The sequence below is a fragment of the Streptomyces sp. NPDC001502 genome (assembly GCF_042894785.1).
Lineage (GTDB): Bacteria > Actinomycetota > Actinomycetes > Streptomycetales > Streptomycetaceae > Streptomyces > Streptomyces kutzneri.
Window position 1 is genome coordinate 418454 of record NZ_JBIAVW010000006.1, and the last position, 14531, is coordinate 432984.

Annotated in this window: 13 protein-coding genes; 5 read left to right on the forward strand and 8 right to left on the reverse strand. The window is 73.2% G+C overall.

Annotated elements, in window-relative coordinates; all coding sequences use genetic code 11:
* Positions 1-80: 80 nt before the first annotated feature.
* Positions 81-914 carry a TIGR02452 family protein gene (locus ACFY0D_RS13445; protein ID WP_390798468.1) on the forward strand — a complete coding sequence of 278 codons (834 nt, stop codon included), beginning with the start codon at positions 81-83 and terminating at the stop codon, positions 912-914.
* A gap of 70 nt (positions 915-984) precedes the next feature.
* Here ACFY0D_RS13445 and ACFY0D_RS13450 read toward each other — a convergent pair whose 3' ends face one another.
* The 8 genes from ACFY0D_RS13450 to ACFY0D_RS13485 all read right to left on the reverse strand — a co-directional run bounded on the left by ACFY0D_RS13450 (position 985) and on the right by ACFY0D_RS13485 (position 9472).
* Complete coding sequence (locus ACFY0D_RS13450; RefSeq protein WP_390798469.1) at positions 985-2556, reverse strand: immunity 49 family protein; 1572 nt, start codon at positions 2554-2556, stop codon at positions 985-987.
* A gap of 152 nt (positions 2557-2708) precedes the next feature.
* Positions 2709-3173, reverse strand: a complete 465-nt coding sequence (locus ACFY0D_RS13455) for a type II toxin-antitoxin system PemK/MazF family toxin (protein ID WP_390798470.1) — start codon at positions 3171-3173, stop codon at positions 2709-2711.
* A gap of 124 nt (positions 3174-3297) precedes the next feature.
* Positions 3298-3594 carry a protealysin inhibitor emfourin gene (locus ACFY0D_RS13460; RefSeq protein ID WP_390798471.1) on the reverse strand — a complete coding sequence of 99 codons (297 nt, stop codon included), beginning with the start codon at positions 3592-3594 and terminating at the stop codon, positions 3298-3300.
* A 43-nt stretch (positions 3595-3637) separates the two neighbouring features.
* Positions 3638-4849, reverse strand: coding sequence for a M4 family metallopeptidase (locus ACFY0D_RS13465; RefSeq protein ID WP_390798472.1), 1212 nt, complete (start codon positions 4847-4849; stop codon positions 3638-3640).
* A 338-nt stretch (positions 4850-5187) separates the two neighbouring features.
* Positions 5188-5850: an O-methyltransferase gene (locus ACFY0D_RS13470; RefSeq protein WP_390798473.1), complete on the reverse strand. Its 663-nt coding sequence runs from the start codon at positions 5848-5850 to the stop codon at positions 5188-5190.
* 78 nt (positions 5851-5928) lie between these two features.
* Positions 5929-7335 (reverse strand): amidase, encoded by a 1407-nt coding sequence (locus ACFY0D_RS13475; RefSeq protein WP_390798474.1) that lies wholly within the window; start codon positions 7333-7335, stop codon positions 5929-5931.
* Positions 7336-7396: 61 nt separating this feature from the next.
* The gene (locus ACFY0D_RS13480) at positions 7397-8092 is read right to left on the reverse strand and encodes an alpha/beta fold hydrolase (protein WP_390798475.1); all 696 of its coding nucleotides are present in this window, start codon (positions 8090-8092) and stop codon (positions 7397-7399) included.
* 111 nt (positions 8093-8203) lie between these two features.
* Positions 8204-9472 carry an MFS transporter gene (locus tag ACFY0D_RS13485; protein ID WP_390798476.1) on the reverse strand — a complete coding sequence of 423 codons (1269 nt, stop codon included), beginning with the start codon at positions 9470-9472 and terminating at the stop codon, positions 8204-8206.
* A 271-nt stretch (positions 9473-9743) separates the two neighbouring features.
* On the opposite strand from ACFY0D_RS13485, the gene ACFY0D_RS13490 reads away from it, so the two are divergent.
* From ACFY0D_RS13490 to ACFY0D_RS13505, 4 genes are all read left to right on the forward strand, one after another.
* Positions 9744-10793, forward strand: coding sequence for a LacI family DNA-binding transcriptional regulator (locus ACFY0D_RS13490; RefSeq protein ID WP_390798477.1), 1050 nt, complete (start codon positions 9744-9746; stop codon positions 10791-10793).
* Between the two features lie 429 nt (positions 10794-11222).
* A complete protein-coding gene (locus ACFY0D_RS13495; RefSeq protein WP_390798478.1) occupies positions 11223-12422 on the forward strand; it encodes a thiolase family protein in 1200 nt (399 codons plus the stop codon).
* Between the two features lie 152 nt (positions 12423-12574).
* Positions 12575-14014 carry an aldehyde dehydrogenase family protein gene (locus ACFY0D_RS13500; RefSeq protein WP_390798479.1) on the forward strand — a complete coding sequence of 480 codons (1440 nt, stop codon included), beginning with the start codon at positions 12575-12577 and terminating at the stop codon, positions 14012-14014.
* 94 nt (positions 14015-14108) lie between these two features.
* Positions 14109-14516: a thioredoxin family protein gene (locus tag ACFY0D_RS13505; RefSeq protein WP_390798480.1), complete on the forward strand. Its 408-nt coding sequence runs from the start codon at positions 14109-14111 to the stop codon at positions 14514-14516.
* The last annotated feature ends 15 nt before the right edge of the window (positions 14517-14531 follow it).

Genomic DNA, 14531 nt, shown 5'->3' on the forward strand with positions numbered 1-14531 from the left:
TCGTGACATCACCCGTGCCTACCCCTCCTCGGGACGCAAAACCCTTTGCCGCCGGGAATCGCAGTGCGGAGGATGGCGGCGTGAGCAGCAGATTGCGCGAGATCGCGCGGGAGAACGCGGAGATCCTGGCGGCCGGGGGGTACCGGACGCGGTCGGGACGGCAGGTTCCGCTGGCCGCCGCCCTGGCGGAAGCCAAGGCCGGAACCAGGATATATGGACCAAACCGGGTCATTCCAGATGAAGTGATCGCTTCCGGCGGCAGCGCGACCGTCGTCGAGGTCACCGGAGAGAGCAGCACGGTCGCCGCCCGTAGGCTCGCGACCGCCACCCCGGCCGACCCGGATCCGTCTCCTGTCGCGGTCCTGAACTTCGCCTCGGCCCGTAACCCCGGGGGCGGTTACGTCCGCGGGGCCAAGGCCCAGGAGGAGGCGCTGTGCCGCGCCTCCGCCCTCTACGCGACCCTGCTGGAAGCCCCGGAGTACTACGAGGTCCACCGCGCGGAGCGGAGCACCTTCTACACCGACCGGGTGATTCACTCGCCCGGGGTCCCGGTCTTCCGTGACGACCGGGGCGATCTGCTGGAGACCCCCTTCCACGTCGGCTTCCTCACCTCGCCGGCGCCCAACGCGGGCACGATCCGCCGGCAGGAGCCGGAGCGGACCGCCGAGATCCCGGCGGCGCTGGTACGGCGGGCCGGGCTCGTCCTGGAGGTGGCGGCGCTGCACGGATACCGGCGGCTGGTGCTCGGGGCCTGGGGCTGCGGGGTGTTCCAGAACGACCCGGCGCAGGTGGCCGGGGCCTTCCGGGGGCTGCTCGCGGACCGGTTCGCCGGAGTCTTCGAGCACGTCGTGTTCGGCATCCTCGACCGCGACCCCACCACCCGCGAGACCTTCGACCGGGTCTTCCCGAGCTGAGATACGGGGGCGGTGGGGCCGCGGGGCGGTGGGGCCGCGGGGCGGCGGGGCCGCGGGCGGCCCGTGGCGCTCAGAACGGGTTCGCCGCCCCCAGCAGGATCTCCGGCAGATAGGGCGACGAGACGCGGATCCGCCAGCCCCGGCGGCGGGCGTGGCAGGCCAGGGCCAGGACGTCGAAGTCGACCGCGGCGTCGGCCCCGGCGCCGAAGAGCCGGTCACCCACCGAGTGGTAGTCCCGGTGAGCCTCCAGTGCATCGGCCAGAGCCAGGTTGAAGCTCTCCTCGTCGCCCTCCACCAGCTGGGAGAAGAGCACGGCCGGCGCCGGGAGGAAGCCCCACTCCCGGGTCTGCCCGACGTCGGCGACGGCCCGGTCGGTGGCGGGCTCCGGGTCCTCGCCCCGCAGGTAGTCGTGCAGGGCCTGCCGGTACGAGGCGTACGCGGACCGGTCCTCCTCCAGCGCGGCGGGGCCGCTGAGGACCAGCGGCGCGAGTTCCGCACGGCTGCCGGTGATCAAGGCGTGCTTCAGGGACTCGTACCAGTACCCGGGGCCGAGCGGGCGGTCCGGGCGGGCGGAGTCCCCGGACGCGCCACCCGCGCGGGTGGCCTCGTACAGCGTGCGTACGAGGTGGTCGGCGTGCCCCGCAGGCTCCGGCATCTCCGGGCGCTCGACGACCAGGGGGCCCGTGGCCAGCGCCGCGACGGCGTCCGCACGCCGCTCGCGCCCGTACGGCCCCACCCGCGGCGGCGGGGCCTCGAAGCCGGTGACCAGCGCCCGCGGCAGGTAGCCGGACTCGACGGGCGGCTGCCAGCCCTCGCGGCGGTAGCCGAGCGCGGCCAGCGCCAGCGGCAGCAGGGGCAGCAGGCTGCGCGGCTCGGCCCGGAGGTCCTCCAGACGGGAGTACGGGAGCAGCAGTGCGGCGAGCTCGGCGGCAAAGGCCTCCCGGTCCCGGGCGGCCAGCGCGCGCAGGGCGCGCAGCGCGCCGGTCGCGGGGTCGGCCGCCCCGGTCCTGTCGGCTCCGGCTCCGGCCCTGGCCTGCCGGTCGGCGATCCGGGCGAGCGCGGCATCGAGGGCGGCGAGCTTCTCCTGCGGGGAGGGCGGGAACTTCTGGTACTCGACCCCGATGTCCCCGCTGACGTACGCCAGCAGGCCGTTGATCAGCTCCACCGGCGGGAGCCCGGGCCCGCCGGCCCGCTGCGGTGCCGTACGGGCGAAGTGGAAGGCCTCGCCGTGCCGTTCGGCCTTGTCGGCGAGGACCGCCACACAGAACGCGTCGATCCAGCGCGCGGCGCTGACCGGCTGGGCGCTGCCGCCCGCCCCGGATTCGTAGTCGCGGCCGAAGTCGACGTAGTTGAGGAAGACGCGGAAGGACGCGTTCGGGTAGGCGGCGAACGACACGGTGGCGGCGGCCGTTTCGGCCGCGTCGCCCAGGATCGCCCTCGCCTCCGGGGTGTCGAGGTCGGGGGTCACCGCCGAGTACGCGCCGAGGCCGTCGAGGAACCGCAGCGTGATGTCCCACCAGTCGTAGGCGTCGATCAGACCGGCCCGGGACCTGGAGTACACGTCCGAGATCATCTTGTTCGCGAAGTCCTCGCGTACCGCTGCCAGGGCGGCCTCGCTCACCCTGTGTCGTTCTATTCGCATGCCCGCTACTCCCTGTGTCCGCCTACGGGCCTCACCCTAGGAGATCACCAGGACCGTCCGGGCCAGGGACACGGGAGGCCGGGGCCGGTCCCGGGCGGTGGCCGCGGGCACGGCCGCGACCACGGCCGCGACCACCGCCCGGCCCGATTGCGTCACCGCCAGCCGTAGCGCTCGCGCAGCCGGTCCACGACCAGGTCGAAGCGGCCGCGGTCGAGCGCGCAGGCCTCGCGGCGCATCCCCGGCTCGTGCACCCGCAGCACCCGGTCCACGTCCACCCAGGACTCGCGCCCGGCGCTGTCCCACGGACCCGTCCCGATCGGCACCCACTCCCGGTCGTGGTCGTGCCGCTTGCTCGACAGCTGTACGGCGAGCAGGGTCCGTCCACCCGCCTCCCGGGCCACGACCAGCACGGGACGGTCCTTGCCGCGCCCGTCGTTCTCCTCGAAGGGGACCCAGGTCCACACGATCTCGCCGGGGTCGGGATCGCCGTCGGGGTCCGGGGCGTACTCGGTCCGCACGGGGCCGATGGCGTGCGGATCGGCCTCGGTGGTCGCGGTGTCGCCGTCGCGGCCGGGCTGCTCGACGTGGCCGTTGCTGTGGTGGGAAAGTGCCGTCATTTCGCGGAGATTACTAGGTCGTCCCTTTCGGATCTTGCCAGGCGGCGCGGGTCAGGCGAGATCCGAGAGAGAGGATTCCGTCCCCCGGTGTCCAGCGGGTGAGGCTGTCTGACCCGTCGCCCGTTCACTGCCCGGCGAAGTGTCTCCGGAGCCACGTGAGCAAGGCCGCGAAGGCGGGGGTCATGGCGGCGTCCGACTGTTCGAGGAGCGTCGAGCGTCCGCCGTCCTCCACCGTGATCGCGTAGCTCCGCGCATCCCTGGCGCGTCCGGTGTCGGCTTCCACGGGCATCGCTACGGCGGCCGCCACCAGCCGGGCCAGCTCGCTGGCGGGGCTCTCGGGCAGGCCGGCCGTGTCCACTACCTGGGGCCGGCGGCGGAAGTCGGCGGCCGCCGCCAGCCCGCCGTATGTCTCCAGGGTCACCTTCACCGCGCGCGACCCGCGGATCGGTGGCGATTTCCGGTGGTCACCCGGTGGCCTTCAGTGCGGCCACTTCCCTGGCAAGCACCGTCAGCTTGTCACTCAAGGCCGTGACCTGCCTGGTCAGCTCTGTCAGGCCGTCCTCCCGGCCCAGGCCACCGCGCCCGTCGACCGGATAGCTCCGTGCCCGGGCGAGCCCGATGGGGACGCCTCTGACCTGGATTTCGACCTCCTGCCACGCCGCCAGCACGGCCGACTGCTCGGGGCTGCCGGTGCCGAACAGTTCCCCGGCCTTCAGGTAGGTGGTGTCCGCGAAGTCCTGGAACTGGTCCTGGGCGGTGGACGCCTTGAGCGACTCGTACCAGACGGGCCCGGCAGCCTCCCAGGAGAATCCGCCGATGCCCGCGGCCGTCAGGAAGAAGGCCTTGTTCGGAATGCCGGAGTTGTAGTGCACCGCACCGTTGTCCCCTGCCCGGGTGTCGGGCATGTGGACGAATCTGCTCATACGGTCGGGCTGGGGGTCCTTTCCGACCAGCGGGTGGTTGAATGCCGTCCCCGGGGCTTTCATCGATCGCAGGGCATCGCCTTCGATTCCCGGGGTCCAGACGTCAGCGCCGATCAGCCAGTCGGCCTCTTCGGCCGTCTCCTTGCGCTTCCACTGTTTGACCAGCGACCCGAAGACGTCCGACATCGACTCGTTCAGGGCCCCTGACTGCTTGTGGTACTCGAATGCCGAGGTGTGATCGGTGACTCCGTGCGTCAACTCGTGGGCGATCACTTCGAGGGATCCGGTGAGGTCACCGAATTCCACTCCGTCCCCGTCGCCGAAGAGCATCCGCCGTCCGTCCCAGAAGGCGTTGCCGACCTTCTCGCCGAAGTGGACGAACCCGTCCATGCGCATTCCCCGGCCGTCGATGGAATTGCGCTGGAACACCTCCTTGTAGAAATCGCGCGTCAGTCCGAGTGCATCGAATGCCTGGTTGACGGACTCGTCCGCGGACTCCGGTCCGTCCTCCGTCCGGGCCAGGACCGCGGACTGGACAAATTCCGAGTGCTCGCAGTCGAAGACGGTGCGCCGGGCGTTGCCGGGGGCTGCCGCGCCGGCCAGAGACGCTCGGACGGTTCGCTCACCCCGCAGGCGAGCGGTCGTCAACAGGGTGTTCAGGGCGGCTTGGCGCACTTCCTTGTCTTTGCTCTCCGCGAGCTTGTCGAGGATGTACGGGGGAATGATGCAGTTGATCGGGCGTGTTCTCCTCATGGGGTACCTCCTGAGTGAGAGAGCCGATGGTTCGGCATTCATCAACACGAGGAAGATGCGCGACGTTCAACGTGGCGTGGCCGGACGCGGCGTTGCCCCGGGACCTCCGGGAAGGTCTCGCAGACAGAACGGCAGGTGCCCACTGGGTGTGGCAGCAGCGGGAGAAGCGTTGGCGCCGACCAACCCCGTTTGCAGAGGCGGGGCCACGCTGATATCACCAGTCTCCGGCCGCCCGCAGCGGCTGGCAAACGCAACGCGAGCAGAAGGCGGCGCCAGCAGCCCGGTGTCCCCCGAATGTCCCCCGCTCGCACGGAAACGGCCCGCGCCCGCGCCATGGGTCAGTCGGTGACCAGGGCCAGGATGAGCCCGTCGTAGCCCTTGCTGCCGACGGTCTGCAGGGCGGTGGCGGTCAATTGCGGGTGCTCGGCGATGAGTTCGGTGAACCGGCGGACGCCCTGCACGCGGGGGTCGGAGCTGTCCGGGTCGACGACGGCGCCGTCGCGGACGACGTTGTCGCCGATGATGACGCTGCCGGGCCGGGTGAGCTTGAGGGCCCACTCCAGGTACTCGGGGTTGGACGGCTTGTCGGCGTCGATGAAGACCAGGTCGAACGGCTCTTCGCCGGTGAGTGCGGGCAGCAGGTCGACGGCGCGGCCGCGCCGGATCTCGACGACGTGGTCCAGCCCGGCCCGGGCGATGTTGGCGGCCGCGACGTCGGCGCACCGCTCGTCGACCTCCAGCGTGACCAGCCGACCGCCGGCCGGGAGCGCGCGGGCCAGCCAGATGGTGCTGTAGCCGCCCAGGGTGCCGATCTCCAGAATGCGGCGTGCGCCGCGGACGCGGGCGAGGAGGTTCAGCAGCTTGCCCTGGTTGGGGGCCACCTGGTGGGCGGGCAGGCCGGCGGTCCCGGTGGCGGCGGCCGCGGCGAGCAGGGCCTCGTCCTCCTCGACCAGCAGTCCGTCGAAGTAGTGGTCAACGGCCGTCCATGTGTGCTGAGCCATGGGTCGCGTCGCTCCTTCCGGTGATGGGGCGTTCGAGAGTTCCTCATGGGAACTTACAGGAGCGGAAGGGCTCGCCGCCTACCGGCCCGGCCGCACCGCCGCCCAGTCCTCCGCCGCCTCCACCTGCGCGGCCAGCCCCAGCAGCAGCGGCTCCGAGTCGGCCGGGCCCAGCAGTTGGGCTCCCATCGGCAGGCCGTCGGCCGTGAGGCCCGCCGGGATGTTCACCCCCGGCCAGCCCAGCACGTTCCACGTCCAGGCGTACGGGCAGGCCGCTATCATCGCCCGGTCCGTGGCCATGGCCCCCAGCCCGGCCAGGGCGCCGATCCGCAGGGGCGGGGTGGCCGTCGTCGGGGTCAGCACCACGTCGAAGCGGTCGAAGACCTCGCCGACCCGCCGCCGCAGGGCCGTCTCCGCTCTGCGGGAGGCCCGCAGGGCGAGCCCGCCCAGGACGCGGCCCGTCCGTACGGCCTCGTGCGTGCGCGGGTCCAGCAGCGCGGGATCGGGCACCCGCGCCACCCAGTCCCGTACGCCGCTGGTCGCGCGGGGCACGAAGGTCAGGCCGATCGGGCCGTAGCGCGGGTCCTCCGGGATCACCTCGTGGCCCAGCGACTCCAGCCGCGCGGCCAGCCGCTCCACGGCGGAACGGACCTCCGGGTCCAGGCACTTGGGCGTCGCCGTGAAGGCCATGGCGAAGGAGAGGGCGATCCGCAGCCGACGGGGCGTGCGCCGGGTCGCCTCGACCGCGGAGATTCGTGCCGGGCGGTGCAGGTCCTCGGGGTGCGGGCCGCTCGCGGCATCCAGCAGGAGCGCCGCGTCGGCGACGGTGCGGGCCAGTACGCCGTTGACCGTGAGCCCGTGGAAGGACTCCGGCTCCGGCCAGGTGGAGATGCGCCCGCGCTGGGGTTTCACACCCACCAGATGGGTCCAGGCCGCGGGGATCCGGACCGAGCCGGCCCCGTCCGAGCCCAGGGCGGCCGGAACCAGGCCCGCCGCCACGGCCGCCGCCGAGCCGCCCGAGGAGCCGCCGGGCGTGTAGGCCGGGTTCCACGGGTTGCGGGTCTCACCGAAGGCCTCGCCCTCGGTGAAGGGCCACTGCCCCAACTCCGGCGTCTGGGTCTTGCCGACGATCACGGCGCCGGCCGCGCGCAGCCTGCGTACCGCCTCGCTGTCGGCGGTCTTCGGGGCGAAGGCCCCCGCGCAGCCGAAGGCGGTCGGCTCCCCGGTCACGTCCATGTCGTCCTTGACCGCCAGCGGCACGCCCAGCAGCGGCAGCCGCTCGCCCGCGGCCAGCCGCCGGTCCGCCGCGTCCGCCTCGGCGAGCGCGGCCTCGGCGCGTACGGTCCGGAAGGCGTTGAGCTCCGGCTGGGCCGCGGCGATCCGGCGCAGTGCCTCCTCGGTCAGCCGCCGCGCCGACACGGTTCCTTCGGCGAGGGCGCCGACCATGTCGACCAGGCCGGAGGCCGTCGGAACAGCTGAATCGGACATCGCGTACCACTCCCCATTACCGGTCGGTAGGGAGACCGTAGTGGGGAGTGGCCGGATGGTTCTAGAGCCAGCCCTCCAGGGAGGCCATGAACCCGTCGAAGTCGTCCCGGTGGATGGTGTGTCCCGCCCCGGCGACCGAACGCACCTCGAAGCCACGGCTCTTGAGCAGTCGCGTCCGCTCCTCGTCGATGAGGACGCTCGGATCGGCGAGCTGCACGAGGGAGGGGACCACCGGTGCGGGCGGCATCAGGTCGGCGCCGACCAGCGGCGCGAGGCTCAGTGCGGTCCGCTCGTCCCAGACCGCCAGCGTCTCCAGCTCGATGTCGACGTCCACCTCCTCCCAGCGCGGGCTCATCGCCCGTATCTGCTCCTTGGTCGCCGTCTTGAACTGCGCGAGCACCTCGGGGCCGAAGCCCTCGGCCGGGGCGGCCAGGTGGAACGCGGGGTCGGAGAACACGGCCCGCGCGGGCCGCAGCCGGTCCACCGCGAGCGACAGGGTCAGGCCGCCGAGGGAGTGGCCGATGGCGAGTTCGGCGCCGGCCGGGAGCGTCTCGACCACGTCGTCCGCGAACAGCGCGGGGCTGTACTCGCCGCGGCCGCTGGCGCCGTGGCCCCGCAGGTCCACGGCGATGACGCGGTAGCCGTGGTCGGCGAGTGCGGGGCCGACCCGGCGCCAGGTGCGGTGGTCGGCCATGATGCCGTGGATCAGGAGGGCGACGCGGTCGCCCTCGCCCCAGGTCTGGGTGTGCAGGTACACGGTGTGCCTTTCTCGGTGGTGGACGTCGGTCGAGGTGGGGAAGCGCGGAACGTGCGGAGAGTGCGGGCCGCCGGTGCGGCGTGCCGGTCGGCGCGGCAGGGCGCCGGCGCGTCAGCGCACGCTGCGGATCGGCTTCACGGCCAGGGCCCCCGCCACGGCCAGCACGGCCGCGACGACGAACAGCGCGGTGTAGCCGCCGCTGAGGGAGACGACCACCGAGGCGACGAACGGCGCGATGATCTGCGGGCCGGCGTTGGCGATGTTGAGTACGCCCATGTCGCGGGCGGCGTCCTCGGCCTTGGGCAGCACCATGGTCACCAGAGCGGTGTCCACGGCCATGTAGCACCCGAACGCCAGCCCGTTGACCACGGCGAAGGACAGCATGGCGGTCCAGCTGGTCGACACGGCCGGGATGACGAGTGCGACGGCCGACAGCAGCGCGGAAGCGCCGACGAAGAGCTTGCGGCGGTCGAACCGGTCCGACAGATATCCGCCGAGGACCGTGGAGACGACCATCGCCACACTGGTCAGCGGCATCAGCACCGCCACCGCGGCCTCCGGCCTCATGCCGGCGGGCAGCACGGTGTGGTCCTGCAGGATGTAGAGCTGGTAGCCGCTCACGGCGAAGTAGCCGAGGACGAGCAGCGCCCGCCCGATGAAGGCCCACCGGAAGTCGTGGTCGCGCAGCGCGCTCGTGAAGGCGGCGAGCTGCTCCTTGACGGGCATCGGGGCACGGGCCGGGAGCCGCTGCTCGCGGCCGCAGGCGGTGAAGAGCACCGCGGCGCCCGCGACGAGGGCGCCGAAGACGAGGTATCCGGTGCGGTAGTCCTCGGAGAAGGCCGCGCCGACGAGCGCGCCCAGGGTGGAGCCGAAGGGCAGGCCGAGGCCCACGGCCGCGGAGGCCTTGCCGCGGGCGTCCAGGGGTACCCGGTCGGGGACCACGGAGGTGATGGCCGCCTGGTAGACGTTCATGACGGCCTGCCCGAGGCACCAGGCGATCGTGATCAGCAGGATCGTGTCGGCGAGGCCCAGCAGGAACATCGCGGGTACGGCGGCGAGTCCACCGCCGAGGATCCAGGGATTGCGCCGTCCGCTGCGGTCGGACAGGGCGCCGGCGACGGGGTTGAAGACCGTGGCGAAGATCGCCGAGACCCCCGCGATCAGGCCGAAGTTCGCCACCTTGTCCGCCGGATCGATGTCCTCGACCTGGAGCGCGAGCAGGACGCCGGCCACGCCGATGTAGAGCGCGTACATCGCGCTGTTGCCGACGAGCAGCAGGGACAGCAGACCGCGCCGTGCGGGGTCCGGTCCGGGGCCGGGTCCGGGGGACGCGTCGGTGGTGGTGGCGGCGGAGCCGGTGCCGGGGGAGGAAAGGGCCACGGTGCCCTCCTGGGCTGATGCGGGCGGATAAGGGAAAAGGGACGTGCGGGGTGGGGTGCGCAGGGGTGCGCGCCGCCCTGTCGCGACGGCGGGGGTGCGACGGAGCGCGACAGGACGGCGGCACGGCGGGGCACGGCGTCGACACATCGGCCGTAGAGGGATGTGACGCCGTGGTTACACGTGTCAATGACTCGTGTAACCACTGTGTAGCATTCGTTTCCGGCCATCCGCTAGCCCTCGGGCGTGATCGGTCTGGAAAGATGCCACGGCAATGTCTCAGTCATCGAAATCGCCGAAGCCGACCGACCCGGCCTCCGGATCGGCCACCCCGCCGCCGCCCCCCGTTCCGACGAGCGCCGACGTGGCCCGCCTCGCCGGCGTCTCGCGCGCGACGGTCTCGTACGTGCTGAACAACGCGGAAGCCGTACGCATCAGCGAACCGACCCGCCGCAAGGTCCGCGAGGCCGCCGAGGAGCTCGGGTACGTCCCGCACGCCGCCGCCCGCAGCCTGCGCGCCGGACACACCAGGATCGTGCTGCTGCCCACCTCCCACGTGCCGGTCGGGCCGCTCTACAGCACCTTCCTCAACGAACTCCAGTGGGCGCTGCGCCGCCTCGACTACACGGTGGTGCAGTACGGGAGCCTCGGACTCAGCGGCGACGAGGCCGTGCGGGCCTGGGCGGAACTGCGCCCGGTGGCCGTGATCTCCCTCGGCGAGATCACCCTCTCCGCACGCAACGTGGCCACCCTGAAGCGGGCCGGAGCCCGCGCGGTGATCACGATGGGGCCCGTCGGCGTGCCCGGGGCGCACGCGCTCGTCATGGACCAGCAGGAGGTCGGGGTCCGGGCCGCCGCCCATCTCGTGGAGCGCGGACGCGGGCGGATCGGTGTGGTCGTTCCGGAGGAGGAGGGCCTGGAGCTGTTCTCCGTGCCCCGGCTCACGGGCGCCCGGTCGGTGGCGGGCGCCGAGGTCACGGCCCTCCCCATGGCCTACTCCGAGGAATCGGCCGCGGCCCTCGCCGCCCGCTGGCGCGGGCTCGGGCTGGACGCGGCGTTCGCGTACAACGACGAGTACGCGATGCTGCTGATGCGCGCCCTCCAGGACGAGGGGCTGCGCGTCCCCGAGGACGTCGCCGTCATCGGCGCCGACGACCTGCTGATCGGGCGGTTGCTGCGGCCGCGGCTGAGCACCGTACGCCTGGAGATGCCGACCGGCGCCGATCTGGCCACGCTGGTGGACCACGCGGTGCGCGAGCCGTCGGAGGTCACCGAGCGGCACGACCTGATGGCGGCCGCAGCCGTCCCCCGGGAGTCGACCTGACGGTGCCCGGGCCCGGCAGGATCCGGAAGGGGCGGCGTAGGCCGTGTCCGCGAAGTAGCGCCGGCCGCCCGGAGAGCGGGCCCCGCGGCGTCTGGCGCCGTTGGATCTCCCCCCGCTACCGCTGGGAGGTGCCCCCGGGCGGAGGGCCGCCCGTGTACGGGACGTACTCGGGCGCGCCCGGCAGCCTGGGGGTCCCCCCGGACGGGGTCTGGGGGATGACGGAGTCCGGGGGATGAGGTGCGGTGCCAGGCGTCGCGGGGCAGGCGGGACTTTGCGGACACGGCCCAGGTCCGGGGAGCCGTTGACAGGCGGTGACGTGCGGACGGAGACTGCGGGCGCGCCCCACCGGGCGTGCCCGGCGGCGTGCCCCGGTGTCCACACCGGCACCGGCGCGCCACCGCCCGTACGGATCCGCCCAGGAGAGACCCCATGAGCATCCGCACCGTCCGCGACGTGTACGTCGTCGACGCCGTCCGCACCCCGATCGGCAAGTTCGGCGGCGCCCTCGCCGGGGTCCGGCCGGACGACCTGGCCGCGCACGTCGTGCGCGCGCTGGTGGAGCGTACGCCGGACCTCGATCCGGCCCGTATCGACGACGTCGTCTTCGGTGACGCCAACGGCGCGGGCGAGGACAACCGGGACGTGGCCCGCATGGCGGTGCTGCTGGCCGGGCTGCCGGTGAGCGTCCCCGGGGTCACCGTCAACCGGCTCTGCGGGTCGGGCCTCGAAGCCGTGATCCAGGCCGCCCGCGCCATCGCGCTTGGTGACGCCTCCGTGGCCATCGCGGGCGGGGTCGAGTCGATGAGCCGCGCCCCCTGGGTCGTGCAGAAGCCCGAGCGGGCCTTCCCGGCCGGGCACCAGCAGATGTGGTCCACCACCCTGGGCTGGCGCATGACCAACCCGCGCATGCCCGAGGAGTGGACCGGCTCGCTCGGCGAGGGAGCCGAACTCGTCGCGGACAAGCACGGCATCACCCGTGACGCGCAGGACGCCTTCGCCCTGGAGAGCCACCGCAAGGCGGCGGCCGCCTGGTCCGCCGGGCTGTACGACGACGAGGTCGTCCCGTACTCCGGCGTGGACCTGGTGCGGGACGAGTGCATCCGGGAGGGTTCCACGCCCGAGGCGCTGGCCCGCCTGAAGCCGGCCTTCCGGACGGACGGCACGGGCACGGTCACGGCCGGCAACGCCTCCCCGCTCAACGACGGCGCCGCCGCACTGCTGCTGACCGACGAGGAGGGCCTGGCGGCCACCGGCCGGGAGCCGCTCGCCCGGATCAGCGCGTCCGCCGTCACCGGGATCGAGCCCCAGCTCTTCGGCCTGGGGCCGGTGGATGCCGTCCAGCGGGCGCTCGCCAAGTCCGGCCGCGGGTTTGCCGATCTGACCGCCTTCGAGCTGAACGAGGCTTTCGCCGCGCAGGCGTTGGGCTGCCTCGCGGCCTGGCCGGAGCTCGACCCGGCCGTGGTCAACCCGCGGGGCGGCGCCATCGCGATCGGCCATCCGCTCGGCGCCTCGGGCGCCCGCCTGGCCGGTTCGGTCGCGCACCAGCTGGCGGCGGCGGGTTCCGGTACCGGCATGGCGGCCCTGTGCATCGGGGTCGGGCAGGGCATCGCGCTCGTCCTGGAGCGCTGACCCGGGCCGGTGCCACACGGGCGTCGATCGTTTCCGGTCACCGCTCGGCGTCAACTGCCCAATAACTGAACAGATGTGGAGCCTCCGGTCTGGCACGATGGCGCGTGCTGCCGCCCCCCGCCCCGCCCATCCCCACCCGGAGGCCCCGCGCCATGCCGCTCCTCGATCCGACGCTCTGGCAGGACGGACCCACCCTCACCGGCGGCCCCGCCCCGGTCGTCGAACCCGCCACCGGCCGCACCCTCGCCACCATCGACCTCGCCGCGCCCGCCGATGTGGCGGAGGCCGCCGTACGGGCCCTCGCGGCGCAGCGGGACTGGGGGCGCGCCGCCCACCCGGAGCGGGCGGCCGTGCTGCGCCGCGCCGGGGACCTGTTCACGGCCCACGCCGACGAGCTGCGGGAGTGGCTGGTCCGCGAGTCCGGCTCGATACCGGGCAAGGCCGACTTCGAGCTGCACGTCGCCGCGCAGGAGTGCTACGAGGCCGCGGCGCTCGCCTCGCGCCCCACGGGGCAGGTGCTGCCGAGCGAGGCGCCCCGGCTGTCCTTCACCCGCCGGGTGCCGGCCGGGGTGGTCGGGGTCGTGGCCCCCTTCAACGCCCCGCTGATCCTGGCCATCCGCTCGGTCGCGCCCGCGCTGGCACTCGGCAACGCGGTGCTGCTCAAGCCGGACCGGCGCACCGCCGTCTGCGGCGGCCTCGCCCTCGCCGCGGTCTTCGCCGCCGCCGGGCTGCCGGGCGGGCTTCTGCAGGTCCTGCCCGGCGGCGCCGGGACGGGCGCCGCGGTGGTCGCCGACCCGCACGTGCGGGTGGTGTCCTTCACCGGATCCACCGCCGCGGGCCGCTCCGTCGGGGAACTGGCCGGCCGTCACCTCAAGCGCGTGCACCTGGAGCTGGGCGGGAACTCCGCCCTCGTCGTGCTCCGCGACGCCGACATCGAGGCCGCCGTGGCCCAGGCCTCCTGGGGTTCCTTCTTCCACCAGGGCCAGATCTGCATGACCGCCGGGCGGCACCTCGTGCACGCCTCGCTCTACGACGAGTACGTCGAGCGGCTCGCCGCGCGCGCCGAGGAACTGGCCGTGGGGGACCCGTACCGCGAGCGGGTCCACCTGGGCCCGCTGATCGACCGCGCCCAGCTGGACCGTGTCCGCGCCCTGGTGGAGGCCAGCACCGGGCAGGGGGCCAAGCTCGTGGCCGGCGGCACGCACCGGGACCTCTTCTACCGGCCGACCGTCCTGGCGGGCGTCGCCGAAGACACCCCCGCCTACACCGAGGAGGTCTTCGGCCCGGTGGCGCCCGTACGGTCCTTCGCGACGGAGGAGGAGGCGGTGGCGCTGGCCTCGGCGGGCCCCTACGGCCTCTCCCTCGGGATCGTGACCCGGGACGCGGCGCGCGGGCTCGACCTGGCCGAGCGGATCCCGACCGGGATCGCGCACATCAACGACCAGACGGTCAACGACGAGGCCGTCGCCCCCTTCGGCGGAGTCGGGGCCTCCGGCACCGGTGCACGCTTCGGCGGCGAGGCGAACCTGGACGCCTTCACGGAACTGCGCTGGACCACGGCCCGCAGCACCCCCGCCGGCCACCCGTTCTAGGGGGTGTCGCGACGGCACCCCCGCAGAGGCGGAATGCGGAAGGCAGGCCGTTCGTTCAAGGGAGCAGACGGCTCAATCAGGAGGTCTGGACACCGTGGCTACAGTCGAGCTCACCAAGGAAAACTTCGACCAGACGGTCAGCGAGAACCCGTTCGTGCTGATCGACTTCTGGGCGGGCTGGTGCCGGCCGTGCCTGCAGTTCGCCCCGGTCTACGAGCGGGCCTCCGAGGCCCATCCCGACCTCGTGTTCGCCAAGGTGGACACCGAGGCGCAGCAGGAGCTGGCCGGGGCCTTCCAGATCACCTCGATCCCGACGCTGATGATCGTCCGGGACCAGGTGGCCATCTTCGCGCAGCCCGGCGCACTGCCGGAGGCGACCCTGACGGACCTCATCCGCCAGGCCCGGGACCTCGACATGGACGAGGTCCGCGCGAAGATCGCCGCGGAGCAGCAGGGCTCCCAGGGCGCGGGCAGCGCGGACCCCGGTACGACGGAGGCCTGAGGATCCGCCGGGCTC

Excerpts from the sequence above, each read along its gene's own strand:
- ACFY0D_RS13450 (WP_390798469.1), bottom strand. The coding sequence starts at position 2,556 with ATGCGAATAGAACGACACAGGGTGAGCGAGGCCGCCCTGGCAGCGGTA.
- ACFY0D_RS13455 (WP_390798470.1), bottom strand. The coding sequence starts at position 3,173 with ATGACGGCACTTTCCCACCACAGCAACGGCCACGTCGAGCAGCCCGGC.
- ACFY0D_RS13465 (WP_390798472.1), bottom strand. The coding sequence starts at position 4,849 with ATGAGGAGAACACGCCCGATCAACTGCATCATTCCCCCGTACATCCTC.
- ACFY0D_RS13470 (WP_390798473.1), bottom strand. The coding sequence starts at position 5,850 with ATGGCTCAGCACACATGGACGGCCGTTGACCACTACTTCGACGGACTG.
- ACFY0D_RS13475 (WP_390798474.1), bottom strand. The coding sequence starts at position 7,335 with ATGTCCGATTCAGCTGTTCCGACGGCCTCCGGCCTGGTCGACATGGTC.
- ACFY0D_RS13490 (WP_390798477.1), top strand. The coding sequence starts at position 9,744 with ATGTCTCAGTCATCGAAATCGCCGAAGCCGACCGACCCGGCCTCCGGA.
- ACFY0D_RS13495 (WP_390798478.1), top strand. The coding sequence starts at position 11,223 with ATGAGCATCCGCACCGTCCGCGACGTGTACGTCGTCGACGCCGTCCGC.
- ACFY0D_RS13500 (WP_390798479.1), top strand. The coding sequence starts at position 12,575 with ATGCCGCTCCTCGATCCGACGCTCTGGCAGGACGGACCCACCCTCACC.